Below are 19,174 nucleotides of genomic sequence, written 5' to 3' on the forward strand. Positions count from 1 at the left end.
CATTTTAAATAAAATCCATAAAAAAAATCTGGCAGTCTTCTCTGCTTATTACCAATAGAATAAAGCAGCCAGTGAGACGCTTGCTCTTAACTGGCTGCAGACAGTACTTTTTTCTGTTTTTGTATGTCAAAATGCCGTAGCGCCGTTCCCCGTTCGCCTGGGAACGGCGCCTCTTAAGAGAAGCCCTGCCAATACAATGCCTCTCTGTTCTACTATATGCATAACCGCAGAAAAATTGCATCTCCCTTAATACCCAATGAGCAATAAACTGTCAATTAGACTAAATACCTTTTCGATGTGGCACAGTCTTTTAATGGTATTTTTATAAAACTCGCTCTGCACCTGCTGCCCTTGCCGAATGACTGGCACTAATAATACACCGTGTCGAATGACTGGTGATTCGGCAAACTTACAAATGTTTTTCCAGATATTATTAATTTCACCTTTTTCTACTTCCACTGCAATTTGATGTTGAGGATGAAAGAAATCTACTTCAAAATTTAAGCCTGCCTTAAAAAGCGAGCTATGCTTACGATTAGTAACAGAATGCAAAAATCCCAGTTCTTTCATATCACTGGCAATCACCTTCTCCGCTTCTACACTCTTACGGAAAGGAGTATTGCGGATGTTTATCAGTTCGAGTTGATTATTGACAACAACCTGACGCAGCAATTCCACTGCCGGGTTGCCTCCAGCCTGATAAAGATAATGATGGGGCGGATATAATACCTGCTGGTCCATTGTCCTTCCAACCTCCTAACGCCAGTAAAAAAGCATTCATTGCTGAATGCTTTTTTTGTAACCGGATGTGGAGCACCTTTATTGCCATAGTTTAACAGTATCAGCACCCACATAATAATGCTTTAGAATCTCTTCAGCTTTAGCACCATTTTTAGCATAAGCATAAGCACCCCATTGGGACATACCTACACCATTGCCCCAGCCAAGACCCTTAAAGGTAAAATTGGAGCCGTCATATGTCATTTCCGTAATTAAAGTTGACTTCAGACGGTCATATCCCACTGCTTTGCGGAACTCAGAACCATATACCTTTTTATTGCCGGCACCAATATAAAGTATCCTTCCTGAGGGACCTTTCTGGAGAATGGTTATATCACCAGGCTTGCCACTATAGCCTACGGCACGGGCAACTTCAGATCCGGGAATTTTGACTGACCATGAAGAAATATTGGCCGGAGCATACTGATTGCTATTGTCCGTGACCGGCTGAAAATAAGGTGTGGCATGTTCAATTTCTTTAGGAAAGCTTTCTTCTTTTGTTGCAGCGATTTGTCCATTATGAGAGCTATAAATAGAATTCACCAATCCACCAGCGTACAATAAGATTTGTCCTCTAGTGGAACGTACCGCTTCTCTAACCGTATCGTTGACCTTTTGCGGTGCGAAGGCTTGCAGTTCTTCTTTGGAGGTGCTGACATCAGCATTATGCAACCGACGAATCGTTCCCGCTTCAATGGCACTCATCGTCAGCGTCCGTGAGGCAACCGCCTGGGCTCTGAGAGCCTCTAGCGGCCAATCGGGCTGCATTTCCTGCGCAATGACACCTTCCACATAGGTTTCCAGTTTCATTGACTCAATAACGCCCTTATCTGCACGCCATACTTTAATTGTAGGCTCACTTGTGTATTTACTTTTATTGAACTGTGGCACACCTGCAATTGGTTCAGGCTGCGCCGGTGCTTGCTGCTGCGGCTCTGTCGGCGCAGGACTAGGAGCCGGCATCGGTTTTGGGGCAGGAGAGCGCAGTAGTAAGTATGCTCCCGCTGCAATTGCTACGACTAAAACAACGATAATTGCGATTGTTGATTGTGATTTGTTGCGCATATAATTACCTCCTACCTTACTTATAGTATGAAAACAATACTCGCTATTTATGCACAAAACGATTGGTTAAGTTAACAAATTATAAATTGACGTAACATCTTCCTTAAAAACAAGGAGCATCGTCACAAAAGCATAAAAAACCCGTACCTTCAGCCTTAATTTGGCAGGAATAGCCTGGCGTAAAGCGAATACACTCTACAATACATGGTGGAGGCTAAATATGCTCAATCTTCGTCTCGCTTTATCGCTGCAACTTAAGCTGTTTTTGGCCTTTGAAGGTTTGGCGCTGATAACAGTTCTCCTCGCTGCCGGAAGTTTTTATTTAGTCCCCCACTGGCCGCTGCTAACCTTATCAGCAGGCATGCTGCTCATCGGTATAATTGCTTATTTCCTGGCAGTCCACTTTAACAAACATGTCGATCAATTGGCTAAAAATAGTATTGCCCCCAAAAGCAATGATGACATTACCCGCTTGGCTGTCCGAATGCACAATCTCTCGCTTACCGAAAACTACGAGCGGGAATTCATGCTTATTCCGGCTATTGAGGCGTTAACCAATGCGTTGGAAGCAAAAGACAACTATACTTTTGGACACTCGTCCGAAGTGGCAACAATCAGCATGGACGTAGCTCGAGAACTAAAGTTGTCACAGGAAGAGTTATTCAAGCTGAATGTAGCTTCTATTTTACATGACGTAGGCAAAATCGGCATTCCCGATCAGGTACTCAACAAGCCTGATAAGCTAACTTCCGATGAATATGATCTCATCAAGCTTCATCCTTCAATAGGTGCAAAAATCATTGCCAGTATTCCTTCACCAACCGAAATTGCTACGATGATTCGCCATCATCACGCTCGCTGGGACGGTGCAGGATATCCGGATAATCTGGCAGGAGCCGGCATTCCCTTAGGGTCGCGTATTATTGCCGTAGCCGACTGCTATCAGGCAATCGTCTCTGACCGTCCTTATCGCAAAGGCCGTTCCCATGAAGAAGCAGTGGAGGAAATCCGCCGCTGTTCCGGCAGCCAGTTTGATCCTTTGGTAGTTGAAGCCTTTCTTAGAGTGTACAGTAAAAAAACAGAAGAAAAACAAGCGGAACCTGCTTAAGCATTAAACAGGGCCGCTTGTTTTATTTAGTATTGCTTATTTGACATAAGGTATTGTTAAAGGGCCTAATGGCAGCACTGCTATTCTTACATTGTCGCCATGAGCATTCATTAATTGGTTAAGTGTAGACTCTACATCTTTTACCGGTTTTAGTTTAGCCTGACGGACAGTTTCTTCTTCTAAAGAAGAGTACAGATAGCAATCTGCTTTAAGCTGAATGATAGCCTGAACCTGTGCTTCCCATTGGTCAAACATAGAGAACTTTTCATCATTAATCATTTCCAGCAACTCTTCCGGTGTTTCGCGCATCCTTAGAATTTTTGCATAGTTGCCGTGATCGGGCAGCCCGTCTGAACACTCGGAAACAGCAATGATAGCACCATCCTGTTTGACAATCTGTGCAGCGGCACTCATCCCTTTTACCGTCTGATATAAGTTCTGGTCTAAAGGATAGCCCGAATTTGTTGTAATTACGATATCAAACGGCGCATCTACCTCATACATGGCATGGTCCTTTACAAAGCTGCAACCCTGGCGATGAGCCTCAATTACATCTCCTGCAAACACTCCAGTAATCCCCTTATCACCATTGAGTGTTACATTAAGCATAAAATCCGGCTTGGCCATTAAGCAATTCTCAGTGGCAGCTCCCTGAAGAATATTGCCCTCTATAATTCCCCAGGTACTCAATGGATGACCGATCATTTTGGCATTATGAAAGTCGAGAATCGTTTCAATTCCTGCAATCCCTGGACAAATCCCTTTGGGACCGCCTGAAAATCCTGCAAAAAAGTGCGGTTCAATAAAGCCGGTTACAATTTTAAAATCAGCTTTGACATATTCTTTATGAAAGAACACATTTGACCCATGAATGTTAGTTCCAACTTTTATTAATTGCTCCTTGGAAAAGGCATCATGGTTGATAACCCGGATAGTGTCCACTACTTCACGGCCCAGCATTTGGACGAGTTCTTCCTTTGTATTGGCTCTGTGGCTGCCCAGTCCATTAATGATTGTAATATTCTTTTGGGGCACTTGAGCCAACTCTTCCAGCAGCCAGGGCACCAGCTTGTGATTAGGTGTAGGACGGGTAATATCAGAAATAACAATTACGACTGTCTGATCGCTTTTTACCAGCTCTTTTAGCGGCGCCGTTCCGATAGGCTGTCTCAATGCAGCCAAAACCGCAGCCTTTTCATCAGGCATTGCTGTCAAGTGACGGGGCTCAATTACGACTGCCTGATCAGGAACAGCCACCTCTAAGCTTGATTTTCCATAAGCAAGTTTAACTGTTTTCATTGTTTACCTCCTGCCTCTTTTGCCGCCGGGGCGACTTTTATTGGATTAGCAGACGTATTACTAATTTGCCGGTTTTTCATCTGAATATACGGCTTTCTATGGGGTTGTTACTATTACTACCTTCTCGTCTTACAGAGATTTCCCTGCAATTACCAAAAAGCAATAATCTGATTTTTAATGAATAAAAAAGGCAGTCTGCCGGTGCAGACTGCCTTTCTATTATTGGCCAATTAAAATCAATTTTTCCTGCCGGCTGAGAAGCTTAATACGGGCTTCCCTGCTTTGGGCCGCTTCTTTTCCTTGCTGCTCTTCCCACCACACCAGCTTTACCGGCAATCGGCTGCGGGTGTAACGGGCACCTTTTCCGGCATTATGAACTGCCACCCGTTGTTCAAGGTTTGTTGTCCATCCAGTATAAAGGCTGCCGTCGGCACATTCTACAATATAGGTGAAAGCACAACTCATCGTACTTAACGCTTCTCGATTGTTATCTTTTTAACGACCACATCTTCAACAGGCTTGTCATTGGCACCAGTTTTTACTTTACCAATTTTTTGTACTACATCGAGCCCTTCAATTACCTTGCCAAAAATAGCGTGCTTATTATCCAGCCAGGGTGTCGGAGCAAGAGTGATAAAGAACTGTGAGCCGCCCGTATTGGGTCCCCGGTTAGCCATGGACAACAGTCCCGGTCCGGTATGCTTGAGGGACGGATGAAACTCATCAGCTATCGTGTAGCCTGGACCACCGGTACCGTTGCCTTGCGGATCCCCGCCCTGAATCATAAAATTGTCAATTACACGATGAAAGAGAGTTCCATTATAAAACCCTTTATTGGCCAGGTCTATAAAGTTTTTGGCGGTAATGGGAGTTTTGTCTTCAAATAATTCTACAGTGAAGTTACCTTTATTGGTTTCAAATTTAGCAATACTGTTAGCTTGCGCCGGTGGCTGCTTTGCTTGATCTGCTGCCGGCGTACTGCTTTGGGCAGGCGGGTTTGCCTGCGGAGCAGACTGAGCACCGCCACAGGCTGTTAATAGCAGCGCGGCTGCAACGAAGAGCAGCATCATAACTGTACGTTTTCCCATAAAAAAGCCCCCTGTTCGTTAAGTGTTAGAAATATTCGTTTATATAGTTGTCGCGCTTCGGAAACAACTGGTCCAGCAATGCGATTTTAGTAGCATCTTTGCCCATAAGTTTCCCACCGGCAATCAGCTCCTGTGCGCTCAGCCGGCCAAAAACCAACTGTGAAAGAGCGCCTATTGTACAGGCTAAATCAGCAGTCTCGCTGTCTGTAATACGCACCTTTGCCTGCCCGTTTTTTACGGCAATGGCAAACGTACCGTTATTCCACTCAGCCAATTGATCGACTACGGCAATTGTCACCTCTCCCTGTATCTGCTGGGCATATCCCAGCGCCTGCAGCCCTTCGGTTACATCGACGACACGCCCAGCCATAAATGGATAAACTGCGACTCCCTCTTTGGGGTTAGGTAGACTCAGATGCAAATTATCATTAAAAGGAGTATTAAACTCAACAGTACTTGCCTGTGAGCGATGATTATAGAAAAAGTTAAGAATACTTCTTTGTGCCTGAGCACTGCTATAGCTCATATCACCAACAACTATTTTGCCATCCCGGAGTTGATAAAACAGATAAGCAGCAGCTAGTCCATCACACTCCAACACACTGATATAGCCTTTCTCAGCCAGGTGAGCGGCAATAAGCTTACGCCACTCGGGTTCCCCCCGAATGCTGAAGCCATGGCGCCCTGCCATAAATTTTTCGTATACGCTTTGCAGCATTTCCCACTGATCAGGGCAGGTAATCATGCTAAACCGGCCTTCACTGGAAGTTAACCCTCTCAGCTCCTCCAGATGAATGGTATATTTAAGCTGATGGTAACATAACTCCCAACCAAACGGATAATAAAAGCCTGCCTTTGACGGCATAAGAATATTGAAGTAGTGCTTGCGCCGCCGCATCTCTGTGAGTGCTGCCTTCAACAAATGACCGGCCACACCGCCGCGTCTGGCCTCCGGGCTCGTAGCAAGCCCAACGATATAAGAAACAGGTATCGTTCTCTCTCGCAAAAATAATTGATACGGGTTTAAATGAACACAGGCAGCTAAGCTGTTATCTTCAAAGCCAACCAGTGTATTTTCTGAGCGAAAACAATTAGTAAAATACCACTGAAAGAAAGGATGTTCCGCAGGCTCAAAACAATAGGCCCATAAATCCTCAATCTGGCTGCGTCCCCGTTCACTGGCGATACGAAACTCCATATTCACCCTCCCTATTTTGCCAGAGTCACTTCATATTTGGCCATTAGTTTGATTGGGTTATATGATTTCTTAGCCCGCCGCAAGCCCTCTATCCCCATATCCTCTTCCCTGTTAATATATGTCATATCTGACCAGGCGTGGCGGCAGAATTCCCGGTTTATCATTTGATACAAGCCCCGGATATCGGTATTGCCTTTTTCGATATGGATAACCGCAGTATCTTCATTAAGCGCTTCACCACAGGTAAATGCTTCAATTTTACCGTATACCTCAATAATCCCGCCTTGAAACCCTAACTGCTTAAAGTTTCCCATCGCTTCAGACAGTGCAAATTTTTCGTGTTCCAGACCGGTATGGTCATCGGGCCGTTTATCATACCATTCCTGAGCACTCGCTAAGCACGCAGGGATAAGCTCTTCAGTCATCGGTAAATAACGGTAGTCTGCATAATGAGTTGTAAAGTAGTTAATATGATTCTTCTTAGAGCTAAACTTTCTGCCTGCCAGCTCGCTTAAATCCTGTCTCAAATAAACATAATCGAAGTTATTTCTATCTTCTTGGAATTCATAATAGCCTGGGCGGACCTTTTGCAGCATTTCTACCATTTCTTCAGATATGCCCTTAAGCACAAATGGTTTATTGTTTTGAGCAAACCATTCAGCCATTTTGTCCAAAACCCTTGGAAGATTGCTTTCATCTGCACCGAAAGGCTGCAGCATAAACGGCATATCCTCGCCGCCTGCCTTGATAAACAAGATATCCTCTTCATGGGCCCACTTGATCCCATATCCCTTGCGCCAAATAAATAAATTCGTAAATGTACACTCTGATATATCATAGCGATGCTGCCGGAAGTAGCGGTCAAATACCGGCTTATCGCTTAATTCGATATCCCTGAAATTAATAAGAAAACCCCCTTTAGAAGAAACAAGGCAACCTCGCTCCCACCTAGGGCGAGGTCGCCGGTTGCTACCATTACTTATTTTATTCTACTATAACTGACCAACCACGGGCAAGGATTTGCCCGTACAATTTTACAGCGTATTTTCAAAGTATCTCTATGCAACCAACAAAACTACAACCTTCGCACAAGTGCAGCCGTCACTAGTCTGTTGCTGCCTATGCACCTTCTCTCTTTTAAATCCACTGGCAAACACTACTTATTTAGTGCAGTATTCAATAGTCATTATATTTTCCCTTTATTTTTCTAAAATATTTTGTTTTCCATAAACGAAAATAAAATATTTCCCATCAACCCGCAAATCATGCAATACCGGTCAGCAGTTATTTGAAAAACACAGGGCCCCTGCCGTAATTGGCAAGGGCTCTTATGCGTATCGTGTTATTCAAACTGATGCGATTTGCTCTATCGCATTACGCAGTTCATCACAAACTTGCCGGAAAAGCAATTCATCAGCTATAAAAAAAGCATCCTCACGGCCAAACTCCCGGTAAATTACTTCCACAAAGCCGCCGCTGCCATCTTGTTTTTCAATGATTTCGGCAATCTGGGAGTAAGGAGTTATATTCCATCTGCTCTTACCCGCCTGACTTGCGATAAAGCAAAGATTTCTACCGGTTATAACCAGAAGACCTCTTTCGTTTTCCAATCCAACATCAGGAATAATTAACCGAAACTCCTCACCTAGCCACAAAGCAGCTGGTGTCGCCTCCAATAAGAGCTGTGATTCCCGGTCCAGTTGATGATAACCAGCTATCAACTGCTTTACAGGAGTTGTGGTTTCGAAATCACCGTTAATTACTGTATAAGCACTGCCTTCCTCTTCAAAAATTGCTACAGCGCTTTTAACATCTTCAGCCTTGCTTTTGTATAAAATCAGACACGGCGCCAAGTCTACTGCCATCCGGGTAGCAATTGCCGTTCGTTTCAGCACCTGACTCAGCCTGCCGGCCAGCCTGTCTTTATTGCGTATCGACTTTAATACGACACTAAACTGCTCGCGGTTATTTACAAAGGCGGGCTTCCCCTCAGACACTGAAGTGGGGATACTGCATAATGGGGGGGATGGCTCAGGCTGCTGAGTAAGTGTGCCATACTCATCTTGAACCGGTAAGCTTTGGCCGCAATGAGGGCAAAACTTACAAATACCATCCTGAGGTAGCTTGCCGCCACAGGCAGGACAAAATTTATACACCACAACTATCTCCTTCACCTGGCATTAATCAAAGTTATTGAATATTTCCCCATAAATGGCAAAATTCCTCTTTTCCGTCAACGCTATGCTTTAATTTCCAACGGGCTTCCATTAACGAACCGTACTGCTGTAAGACCGCAATGCTTGGCTATTTCCATACCAACATTCAATCTCCGGCCTACTTCGCTCTCCCGGTGGGCATCAGAGCCAATTGTGACAAGAGTACCACCTAATTCAGCAAATCGACGGTAAATAGGCAATATGATGTCTATCCTCTCCTTGCTGTCTAAACGGCGTGTATTAATCTCCAGCGCAATATTTCGCGTAGCTGCCAATCGCAGTACCTCATCGATACGGTCTGCAAATTCACGATAATAGATCTCCGTATCTTGATATTTGGCATAGCGGGAAATATAGTCGATATGCCCTAATGAGTGAATAAAGTCATATTCACGCAAGCATGCAATCATCGCATCAAAATACAGATTATACGCTTCTTGTTTGCTGCGCTGATGATAGAACTCACTGCAGTAAATATCCACATTATCTACTACATGAATCGAGCCGATAATGTAATCAAAAGAATTAGCTTGAGCAATCCTGCAGTTATCTGCCAGGCAATCGCATCGCATCCCTAGTTCAATTCCCAGCAGCACCGACTCGCTTCTATAGGAATTATAGGCCGCAAAATATTGATCTGTATCAAAAGTGAAGGCTGCCGGTTCGCCGGGATATGCTAAATCCATATGTTCTGTTATAGTGATGCCAATTCCCAATTGCCGTGCTCTGAGCAGTGCATCTTCCAGCAGCATATCAGAGTCAGTAGAGAACCGGGTATGCATGTGTGTATCAAACAGCAAATTATCCATCCTCCTCAAGTGATCAAATCTTATTCTATATATTCTTCCCCGGTTTCTGTTATTATCCTGCCTGGCAAAAGCAACAGCCTGACCATGTGCCAGGCTGTTGCTTTTGAAAATATTCACTCATCTTTTAGTTTGCTGACAGCCAAAACGCTTAAGGTAAGCGGCGATTCGGCCAGCGCAGTACGGATATCCGGTACGGACTGTGTAAAGGATTGTACGGCTTGGTAATCGCCCAGTCCAACACGAACATCTACTTTTTCACCATCATAGAGACGAAAACTGGTATCCACTACGCCAATGTTCTCTGTATCAAGCGCAATTCGCAGCCAGGTCTCGTATTCACCTTGCCCCCGGTCCTCTTGTTCACGTTGATGATAGATATGTATATAAGCGGGATAAGGAGTAGGATTATCCCCAAAATACAGTGGCAGCGAATAACTAAGTACTGTATGGGTATTTTGATTTTCGCCTTGTGGTACCGCTTCCTTGGCAAACAGCTGGGCCAGGCGTCTTAAAGCAACTCCTGCTTTAGCCCGTTCATTGCGGTCTATTGCCTTCCACTGATCAAGCTCTACCATTTTCAACAGTGCCCATAGGTTGGGCAACTCCGCCAGCCCCTGCTCGGCGGCAGCTTGTTTTAAAATCTGAGGCATTAGAGATTCTACTGACTTTGTCAGTTTCGCCATTTGATCTTTTGGCACTTCAGCTGCCAAATTAGCAAGCAGCTGCTTGATTGTGACCATCTCCGCCCCGTCTGACTGCTGACCAGCCTGAATAGAAGCACTATTAAGCCAGTTAGCAACTATTGCTTTATTTTGCTGACTAGGAAATGTCCTTCCTGATTCTGACTGCCCCGATGTCGCCACACCTGGTTGTCCGGAGACTGCCCCGGCTGGCTGTTCAGACACCGGCATACCCGATTGTTCTAGGGGCACGGCTACACCTGACTGACCGGGAATGGACGTACTTGACTGACCAGGTACGATTGTGCCTGCTTGTCCGGGCGTTATCATGCCTGGTCGCACCGGTGTTGCTGTACCGGGCTGGCTGGGGGCTGCTGCTCCCGGTTGGCCGGGCGCTGTGGTGACTGATTGGCCCGGTGCTGCTGTTCCCGGCTGGCCGGGTGTTACTGTGCTTGATTGGCCTGGCGCTGCTGTTCCCGGTTGGCCGGGCGTTACTGTGCCTGATTGGCCCGGCATTGCTGCGCCCGGTTGACCGGGCGTTACTGTGCCTGGTTGGCCGGGTACTGCTGTGCCTGGTTGGCTGGGCGCTGCTGTGCCTGGTTGGCTGGGCGCTGCTGTGCCTGGTTGGCCCGGTACTGCTGTGCCCAGTTCGCCGGGCGCCGTGGTGCCTGGCTGCGTCGACAAAACGGGATTGAATGGATTAGTCATTCCAGGCAGTGGTACTGCATTTTTCACTCCAGCCATCTGACCGGCCGTTACCTGCGCATTGGGCAAAGTCTGTGTGTTACCATCCTTCGGCAATCCACTCGATTGCCCAGAAGTACTTACTGCCTTAGGGGCTATGGGCAGATCAACTAACTGACGCGCGAGACTTACAAGTTGTTTGGCAATTTGACTTGCATTACCGGTACCTAATTTTTGCGTCACACTTTCTAATATTGTTGCGCTTTCTCCAGTAAGCTCTGGAAGCTCAGCCGCCGTTTCCAGTGCAAAAGCCATTTCAAGCAATTGCTGAGCCGTCTGTTTTTGAAGGTTAACAGCAGCAAACAAGCCTTGTGATAGCAAGTTTTGTGAAGCGGCAGAATGCAAAAGCAGCGCCTGCACCTGTTCCTTTATATTAGCTGGTAATGTCTGCAGCAATTGATTGCGTTTATCCATCGTCTGCGCGAGCTCACGCAATGTGCTGCGTATTGCCTCACCGACTGCACTTGTATCACTAGCGGCTGTAGAAGGCAACTTATTTGCAACAGGCTGTTCGCTCCCGGTTTCTGCCTTACTTGTTCCGGTTACCGGTTCTTCTGTTTGAGAAACGGCATTAGTGGGAAGTGAAACACCATGAATAGAAGACATCGCCTGCACCACCTTATTCATATTAACCTCTTGATCCGATTCGTTTGACAAGCAGTATCTCATTTCCCTGGCGATTGTAAACTACCCGGTCCAAAAGTGTTTTCATAATCATAATCCCCCGTCCTGATTCGTTCAGAAACACGTCTGAAAATAAGTCACAGTTAACTGGGTCTATTTCCGCTACGGCTTTATTGCCGCAAAAACCGGCACCGCTATCTTTGACGCGAACCACCAGCCGCCGTCCAAGATAATTTAATTTTATTTGAACGAAAAAAGCATCACTTTTTTCAGCTGAATGAACTGCATTGTTAATAGCTTCATTAACCGCAACTTCCAAAAGTCCTGCATTGTCACCGCAAAGCTGCTGGAGTACTCGCCGAATGTGGCTGCGGGAGCTATAGAACTGTTCTTTGTTGGGCATATTGATTCGAATTGGCCAGCTTGATTTTGCCTTGATCATTAACCCCAGCGCTGTTGCATCATCCCATCGCTTACTACTTGTTGCCTTAGCCCGCAGTGCTTTCATCGTAGCGTCAAAATTGCCAACATTGGCAATCACCTGGTCATCCATTAGATCAAATATACCGTCAGTAACAAAATAATACGTATCACCATACCGTATTGGAACTGTATAGCTTTCAAAAACCGCATCTGCGGTAATCCCCAGGAAAGAGCCGGGGACTGTTACAACGCCTTGCAATTCACGACTGCTTGCCAGGAAAAAATTAATACCAGCTGCAACATAGGTTAATGTCATATTATTAAAATCTAATTCAAAGCAAATTGCTCCCGCAAAAGAGTCTTCAGCAAAATAGGATATCGCAACACGATTAATCCAGTCCATTTTTTCGCTAAGTGAGTTTTCTTTCTCTGCCGCCTGCCGGAACAGTACCCGTAAGGCTGTAGTTTGCAGCGCAGTAGCTAACCCATGTCCCATAACATCAATGACATAACCGAACAGGTGTCCTTCTTTTACCCAAATATAATCGCAAAGGTCACCGCTAACATGATTATAGGGTTCGTATATGGGCTGAATTGTGATCTGCTCATTCGACACTGGCGGCGGAATAAATTCGCGTTGAATTTTAGATCCTAGCAAAAAATCCTTACGCATCGCTTCTTCTGCCCGCCTTCGTTCCGTCATATCTTTAAAAGTTTCAATTACACCAATCAGTTGACCGGCCGGCCGATAGGGAATAGCGGTAAACAGACAGGGAATTTTACGGTCCTGACCATTTCTAAGTTCTATATCTGCTTCAATCCGCTCTTCACCAGCCATAATTCGCACCAGAGGACACTGGGGAGTATGACACAAATCATTCAGAAAAAAATCATAGCATTTGCGGCCAAGCGCTTCCTCTTTATTAATAGCCATCAGCTTGCCAAGGGTATTATTCACAAGAATGATGGTATGCTGACTATCAATCACACTCATAGCATCCGGTGCCGAATTGAATAATTCAATCATTTGGGCATGAACAAACTGAAGTTCGTCCTGCGCTTTTTTCCAATCAGTAATATCATCCTTAATTGCCAGAAAGTTAGTAATAATACCGGAAGAATCACGAATTGGAGAAATTGCTGCCGACTCCCAGAACAGACTGCCATCTTTGCGTTTATTATGGAATTCACCGCGCCATTCGCGCCCGGAAATGATGGTATCCCATAATTCGCGGTATACCTCAGCTTCTTGTTCGCCAGACTTTAAGATGCGCGGATTCTGCCCCTTTGCTTCCGAACTGGAATAACCCGTCATTTCCACAAACTGCCGGTTCACATATTCTATATTACCTTGCGCATCTGTGATCACAACTCCGGAGGTACTCTGCTCGACAGCTACCATTAATTTATGAAGCTGTTCCTGGGCAGCTTTATGATCAGTAAACTCAGCAGCTGTTTGGTCAATATTGGCCTGGTGCTTCTCTTTTAGCAATTCTTCCAACTCGGCAACCCGTTGCTGCAATGCAATTATCCTGTCATCCATGCCAAATCTCACCCCTTGAATCCGCCTTGCTGTTGCTTACATATTATCATTCTTTCTATCATTACGGAATTGTTCAGACGAAATTTAATGAAACCGGACTAAAAAAAGCGTCGCCTGCCGGCGACGCTTCCATTTAGTTAAGCAACTTATTTTATTGGAAATACCGGACACCAGCTTTAAATAATGCTTGGTCCTTGTTACCTGGAACATTCTTGGCAATATGATTGCCGCTGCGCTCAGAATGAGCCATTTTCCCCAGCACCCTTCCATCAGGGCTGGTCAAAGCCTCGACGGAATAAAACGACTGATTGGGATTAAAGCTATTGGTATACGTAGGCATCCCTTCAAAATCAACATATTGAGCTGCAACTTGCCCTTGCAAAATCAATTGCTCCATAATCTCCGGCGGGGCAGTGAAACGCCCTTCTCCGTGAGAAACAGGAATAGAGTGAATGTCACCAACTGACATAGCAGCAAACCAGGGGGACAAGGTGGAAACTATTTTGGTTTGTACGATAGTGGACACATGCCGCCCGATTGCATTATAGGTTAATGTAGGACTTTTTTCAGTCATATCGCAAATTTTGCCGTAAGGTACTAGTCCAAGCTTGATAAGTGCCTGGAAACCATTACAAATGCCCAGCATTAGGCCATCCCGTTGCTCCAGTAAGCCGGTAACTGCCTCTTTGACCTGAGGATTACGAAAAACGGCAGCAATGAATTTACCTGAACCTTCAGGCTCGTCACCAGCGCTGAAGCCGCCGGGAAGCATGAGTATCTGACATTGGCCAATACGCCTTGCTAATTCATCGATTGACTGTTGCACAGAACTTGCCGTCAAATTACGGAAAACAAGCAGCTCAGCTTCTGCTCCTGCCAAGGAAAAAGCTTTGGCTGAGTCATATTCACAATTTGTACCTGGGAATACCGGAATGAGTACTCGTGGTTTTGCAAATTTTATAGTTGTTTTGCGCGTATTGCGTTTCGTCCATTCTGCCATATCCGGTTGATGAATAGTAGCAGGACAATTTACCGGAAAAACTTCTTCCAGCGGCTGCTGCCAGGCAGCAATCGCTTCTTCTAATGCTATTTCCTGTTCATCAACGACAATAACCGGTCTGGAGATAGTTTGTCCGAGGACTCGATAATCAACATCACCCAAAAGCGAAGATAAATCGGCATCACCAGCTATTTCCAGAACAAATGAACCATATTCAGGCTGAAACAATGCTTGACTTGCTATTTCATTTTTAAAGCTAAAGCCGATTTGATTGCCAAATGCCATTTTACTAATGGCGGCCGCGATCCCGCCCATACGAACCGTCTGGGCTGCCAGCAGGTTACCACTCTCAGCCAGTTGACTGACTTTCGCCAGATTTTTGTGTAAAGTAGCAAAACAGGGCATTTCTTCCTTATCCCGCTGCAGCGGTAAGAGAACGACTACACTGTCACTTTGCTTAAATTCAGGAGAGAGAATATGATCAGCCTTAGCTGGAGCAAGTGCGAACGAAACAAGCGTTGGTGGCACGTTCAAATCCATAAACGTCCCGGACATGCTGTCTTTACCGCCAATAGGCGCTATCCCAAGCTGCTGCCCTGCATGTAAAGCCCCTAGTAAGGCGCTCAGCGGTTTTCCCCACTTGGTACGGTCTGTCCCTAGTTTTTCGAAATACTCTTGGAGAGTTAGCCGGATACGCCGGTAATCTGCTCCCATTGCTGCAGACTTCGCTACCGACTCCACTATAGCATAAACTGCACCGTGAAAAGGACTCCACTTAGCAAGCTGAGGATTATAACCAAATGCCATCGTTGTGGCTGTTGTTGTCTCACCGCTTAACACCGGAATTTTTGCTGCCATTCCTTCTGCCGGGGTCAATTGATACTTACCGCCAAATGGCATTAGTATTGTCCCAGTACCAATGGTGCTGTCAAAGCGCTCGACCAGTCCTTTTTGACTACACACATTAAGATCCCGCAAATTAGACAGCCAGGCTGTTTTCAGATCTGTCGTCCCAGCGACCGCCTGTATCGCAAAATAGTTTTCTGTTTCGGATGGAGCCGCAATCATGGCCTCAGCGTTCTGCTTAACACCATTGGTATTTAGAAAATCACGGCTGAGATTAACAATGCTCTCTTCGCGCCAAAGCATAACCAAACGATTTGTATCCGTTACAGTGGCAACGATAGTAACTTCAAGATTTTCTTTATCAGCCATTGCACTGAAGCGACTTGCATCTTGGGCTGCCACAACAACAGCCATCCGTTCCTGTGATTCGGAAATCGCCAATTCCGTTCCGTCAAGTCCTTCGTACTTCTTGGGCACAGCATCCAGGCATATTTCCAGCCCGTCTGTTAATTCACCGATTGCTACAGCGACCCCGCCAGCCCCAAAGTCATTGCAGCGCTTAATGAGCCGCGCTGCTTCGGGCTGACGAAACAGGCGCTGAATTTTGCGTTCTGTCGGCGCATTGCCTTTTTGTACTTCGGCTCCGCAGGAGGCTAATGAATCAACAGTATGTTCCTTGGAAGATCCAGTTGCTCCACCGCAGCCATCTCTGCCGGTTCTACCACCCACCAACAATACTACATCACCGGGAATAGGCTTTTCCCGTCTCACATTATCCCGCGGAGCGGCAGCAACAACAGCGCCAATCTCCATGCGTTTGGCAATAAAGCCCTCATCATATATTTCTGCAACTTGGCCAGTCGCTAACCCAATTTGATTACCATAAGAGCTATAGCCCTGAGCCGCGCCTACAGTTATTTTCCGCTGCGGCAGTTTTCCCGGCAAAGTATCTTCAACCTTAGCCCGGGGATCGCCGCTTCCTGTAACGCGCATAGCCTGATAAACATAGGAACGGCCCGATAAAGGATCACGAATTGCCCCCCCCAGGCAGGTTGCGGCTCCGCCGAAGGGTTCAATTTCCGTAGGGTGATTATGTGTTTCATTCTTAAACATAACCAACCACTCTTCCATACGGCCATCTATATCAACCGGAACAACAATGCTGGCAGCGTTTACTTCTTCCGATTGATCAAGGTCGGACAGCAGTCCCTGCTTTTTCAGCTGTTTCATGCCAATAGTGGCAATATCCATCAAGTTTATATCACGATCTGTCTGCCCGTAAACATACTCGCGGGCTTCCTGGTATTGCCGATAGGCTTGTTCAACCGGAATGGTATAACGCCCCTTCTGAATTTCAATACCGGTTAGCGTTGTATGAAAGGTAGTATGCCTGCAATGATCAGACCAATAAGTATCAATAACCCGGATTTCCGTAATCGTCGGGTCCCGTTTTTCATCGTTGTTGAAATACTGTTGGCAAAAGACTAAATCTGCCTCGCTCATAGCGAGCCCCAGCTCATCCCGCAAAGCGCTTAATTCGGCCTGCTGTAAGGAAGTAAAGCCTGCCAGCGTTTTCACCGCCTCCGGCCGTTCCCATTCCAAATCAAGCGTGGCAGGAAGTTCCAATGCAGCTTCCCGCGCCTCAACAGGATTGATGCAATATTTCTTAATTGCATTAAATTGCTCTTCATCCAGCGGTCCCTGTAAGATCATCATTTTGGCTGAGCGGATGACTGGCGGCTGCTCCTGCGTAAGCAATTGAATGCACTGCATAGCAGAGTCGGCACGCTGATCATACTGGCCCGGTAAAAATTCAACAGCAAAAACTTTGTCACCCGGCTTAACGGCAATTGCCTGGTCATACACAAAATCGACCGGTGGTTCAGCGAATATGGTTTGCTTAGCCTGGCTATACACATCATCGCTAATCCCTGTTATATCATAGCGATGAATAAGGCGAACATTCTCCAGGGCTGTAATGCCAAGGTTATGTTGTAAATCACGAAAAAGACTTTGCGCTTCCACATCAAATCCCGGTTTTTTTTCCACCAGAATCCGTCTCACTTTTTGCGGCATAAACTGGCATCCCCCTCTTGATTTTCCGTGGCTATGCCACATTTTCTTTTTGACAAACCCATTATACCCAGAATATACTTATTAGTAAAGTTAATGTTACTTAAATTCCGATTAGGAGAACTAATATGGAGACTAACTTTGAACTGTATAAGGTTTTTTATTATGTAGCAAAACATCTCAGTTTTTCCGATGCTTCTATTGAATTGCGCATATCTCAGTCAGCAGTCAGCCAATCTATTAAATCTTTAGAAGAAACCCTGCACTGCCGCTTGTTTATCCGCAGTACAAAACAAGTTCGCCTTTCGCAGGAAGGTGAATTGCTATTTCAACATATCGAACAAGCTTTCAATTTAATTGGTTCCGGTGAACGCAGTCTTAAGGAACTGCAAGCCTTAAAACAAGGTGAGATGCATATTGGTGCAAGCGACACGATTTGCAAATATCATTTATTACCCTATTTTCAGCAATTCAACCAACTTTATCCGGAAATCAAAATTAAAGTATCAAACCGTACCTCACCGGTCTGTATTGACTTGGTAAAAAAAGGCGCTGTTGACCTAAGTGTTGTCAATCTGCCCCGGGAAGGTCATGAGTGGAATAAAAATTTGCAGGTAACCTCCCTTCAAGCTATTCAGGATGTATTTGTAGCAGGCCCCGCTTTTGCTTCTCTTGCTGGACGCAAAGTATCGCTTGCCGAATTAGAAGCGTATCCGCTGCTCTTGTTAGAGCGTAACTCTGTCACACGGGACTATTTTGAAGAGCTGCTGCATAAGAACAAAGTTAAATTAGTACCGGAATTTGAAGTAGGCAGTATTGATTTATTAGTAGATTTAGTTAAAATCGGTTTAGGAATTTCTTTTATTGCCAAAGAATATGTACGCAACCAATTAGCGGCAGGAGAATTATTCGTAGTTGATGTTACAGCCGAAATTCCCAGCCGCCAGTTAGGGATCGTAACTACAGCCAATCTGCCCGTTCCTCGGGCAGCAAAAAAATTCATTGAGCTATTACAGCGACAATAAGTTATGGAGGACGCATTATGGAATTATTAAAGCAGCGTATTGCTAAAGAGGGCATTGTATTAAATAACGCCGTACTTAAAGTGGATTCTTTTTTAAACCACCAGCTCGATCCCCAGTTAATGATGCAGATTGGTGAGGAGTTTGCCGCGCGCTTTAAGGACGACGGTATAACTAAAGTAGTTACAATTGAATCTTCCGGTATTGCAGTAGCACTTACGACAGCACTATATCTCAAAGTCCCCGTCGTTTTTGCCCGCAAGAAAAAATCGATTTTAATGACAGACGATGTTTTGCACACACAAGTCTATTCTTATACTAAAAAAGAGAGCAATGATGTTACCATCTCGAAAAAATTTCTTGGCAACAATGAACGTATCCTAATTGTTGATGATTTTCTTGCCAGCGGTGAAGCTGCTCTTGGTATGGCTACACTCGTCCGTGAAGCAGGCAGTGAAGTAATCGGCATTGGCATTGTTATTGAAAAAAGCTTCCAGCAAGGCAGAGAGAAATTACTGGATGCAGGCTATCGTGTAGAATCACTTGTACGAATTGAGTCTTTTGTCAATAATGAGGTTGTCTTCCGCTAAGCAGGATTCTTCAGCTCCGCTAGCGAAATCGTGTGTAACGTTCAGGGCATTTTATGAGGTGATACT

Annotated in this window: 15 protein-coding genes; 3 read left to right on the plus strand and 12 right to left on the minus strand. The window is 45.4% G+C overall.

Translation table 11 applies throughout. The annotated features are described in order from the left end of the window. Positions 1 to 246 precede the first annotated feature (246 nt). Together RTR76_RS12060 and RTR76_RS12065 are read right to left on the minus strand one after the other, a co-directional pair. A complete protein-coding gene (locus RTR76_RS12060) occupies positions 247 to 741 on the minus strand; it encodes a hypothetical protein (protein ID WP_312520980.1) in 495 nt (164 codons plus the stop codon). A gap of 78 nt (positions 742 to 819) precedes the next feature. Further along, positions 820 to 1,845: a SpoIID/LytB domain-containing protein gene (locus tag RTR76_RS12065; protein WP_312520982.1), complete on the minus strand. Its 1,026-nt coding sequence runs from the start codon at positions 1,843 to 1,845 to the stop codon at positions 820 to 822. 220 nt (positions 1,846 to 2,065) lie between these two features. On the opposite strand from RTR76_RS12065, the gene RTR76_RS12070 reads away from it, so the two are divergent. Next, positions 2,066 to 2,953: an HD-GYP domain-containing protein gene (locus RTR76_RS12070; protein ID WP_312520984.1), complete on the plus strand. Its 888-nt coding sequence runs from the start codon at positions 2,066 to 2,068 to the stop codon at positions 2,951 to 2,953. Positions 2,954 to 2,989: 36 nt separating this feature from the next. On the opposite strand, the gene larA is transcribed toward RTR76_RS12070, so the two are convergent. The 10 genes from larA to RTR76_RS12120 all read right to left on the minus strand — a co-directional run bounded on the left by larA (position 2,990) and on the right by RTR76_RS12120 (position 17,499). Next, positions 2,990 to 4,252 (minus strand): nickel-dependent lactate racemase, encoded by a 1,263-nt coding sequence (larA, locus tag RTR76_RS12075; protein ID WP_312520986.1) that lies wholly within the window; start codon positions 4,250 to 4,252, stop codon positions 2,990 to 2,992. A gap of 219 nt (positions 4,253 to 4,471) precedes the next feature. Beyond that, entirely contained in the window at positions 4,472 to 4,717 is a 246-nt protein-coding gene (locus tag RTR76_RS12080; RefSeq protein ID WP_312520988.1) for a GIY-YIG nuclease family protein, read from the minus strand. 5 nt (positions 4,718 to 4,722) lie between these two features. Then, a complete protein-coding gene (locus RTR76_RS12085; RefSeq protein WP_312520990.1) occupies positions 4,723 to 5,340 on the minus strand; it encodes a peptidylprolyl isomerase in 618 nt (205 codons plus the stop codon). A gap of 25 nt (positions 5,341 to 5,365) precedes the next feature. Beyond that, on the minus strand, positions 5,366 to 6,538 hold the full coding sequence (gene eis, locus RTR76_RS12090; protein WP_312520992.1) for a GNAT family N-acetyltransferase: 1,173 nt from the start codon (positions 6,536 to 6,538) through the stop codon (positions 5,366 to 5,368). Between the two features lie 11 nt (positions 6,539 to 6,549). After that, positions 6,550 to 7,443, minus strand: coding sequence for a phosphatidylglycerol lysyltransferase domain-containing protein (locus tag RTR76_RS12095; RefSeq protein ID WP_312521061.1), 894 nt, complete (start codon positions 7,441 to 7,443; stop codon positions 6,550 to 6,552). A 441-nt stretch (positions 7,444 to 7,884) separates the two neighbouring features. Beyond that, complete coding sequence (locus RTR76_RS12100) at positions 7,885 to 8,697, minus strand: zinc ribbon domain-containing protein (protein ID WP_312520994.1); 813 nt, start codon at positions 8,695 to 8,697, stop codon at positions 7,885 to 7,887. A gap of 80 nt (positions 8,698 to 8,777) precedes the next feature. Beyond that, positions 8,778 to 9,554 (minus strand): histidinol phosphate phosphatase, encoded by a 777-nt coding sequence (locus tag RTR76_RS12105; protein WP_312520996.1) that lies wholly within the window; start codon positions 9,552 to 9,554, stop codon positions 8,778 to 8,780. 122 nt (positions 9,555 to 9,676) lie between these two features. After that, positions 9,677 to 11,614, minus strand: coding sequence for a hypothetical protein (locus RTR76_RS12110; RefSeq protein ID WP_312520998.1), 1,938 nt, complete (start codon positions 11,612 to 11,614; stop codon positions 9,677 to 9,679). A 1-nt stretch (position 11,615) separates the two neighbouring features. Then, positions 11,616 to 13,577: a PAS domain S-box protein gene (locus tag RTR76_RS12115; RefSeq protein WP_312521000.1), complete on the minus strand. Its 1,962-nt coding sequence runs from the start codon at positions 13,575 to 13,577 to the stop codon at positions 11,616 to 11,618. 151 nt (positions 13,578 to 13,728) lie between these two features. Beyond that, on the minus strand, positions 13,729 to 17,499 hold the full coding sequence (locus tag RTR76_RS12120) for a phosphoribosylformylglycinamidine synthase (protein ID WP_312521002.1): 3,771 nt from the start codon (positions 17,497 to 17,499) through the stop codon (positions 13,729 to 13,731). A 125-nt stretch (positions 17,500 to 17,624) separates the two neighbouring features. Between RTR76_RS12120 and RTR76_RS12125 the strand changes: the two genes are divergently transcribed. Both RTR76_RS12125 and RTR76_RS12130 read left to right on the plus strand, forming a co-directional pair. Then, on the plus strand, positions 17,625 to 18,521 hold the full coding sequence (locus tag RTR76_RS12125; RefSeq protein WP_312521004.1) for a LysR family transcriptional regulator: 897 nt from the start codon (positions 17,625 to 17,627) through the stop codon (positions 18,519 to 18,521). A 17-nt stretch (positions 18,522 to 18,538) separates the two neighbouring features. Next, positions 18,539 to 19,108, plus strand: a complete 570-nt coding sequence (locus tag RTR76_RS12130; protein WP_312521006.1) for a xanthine phosphoribosyltransferase — start codon at positions 18,539 to 18,541, stop codon at positions 19,106 to 19,108. The last annotated feature ends 66 nt before the right edge of the window (positions 19,109 to 19,174 follow it).

This window comes from Anaerospora sp., assembly GCF_032013335.1.
Lineage (GTDB): Bacteria > Bacillota > Negativicutes > Sporomusales > DSM-15969 > Anaerospora.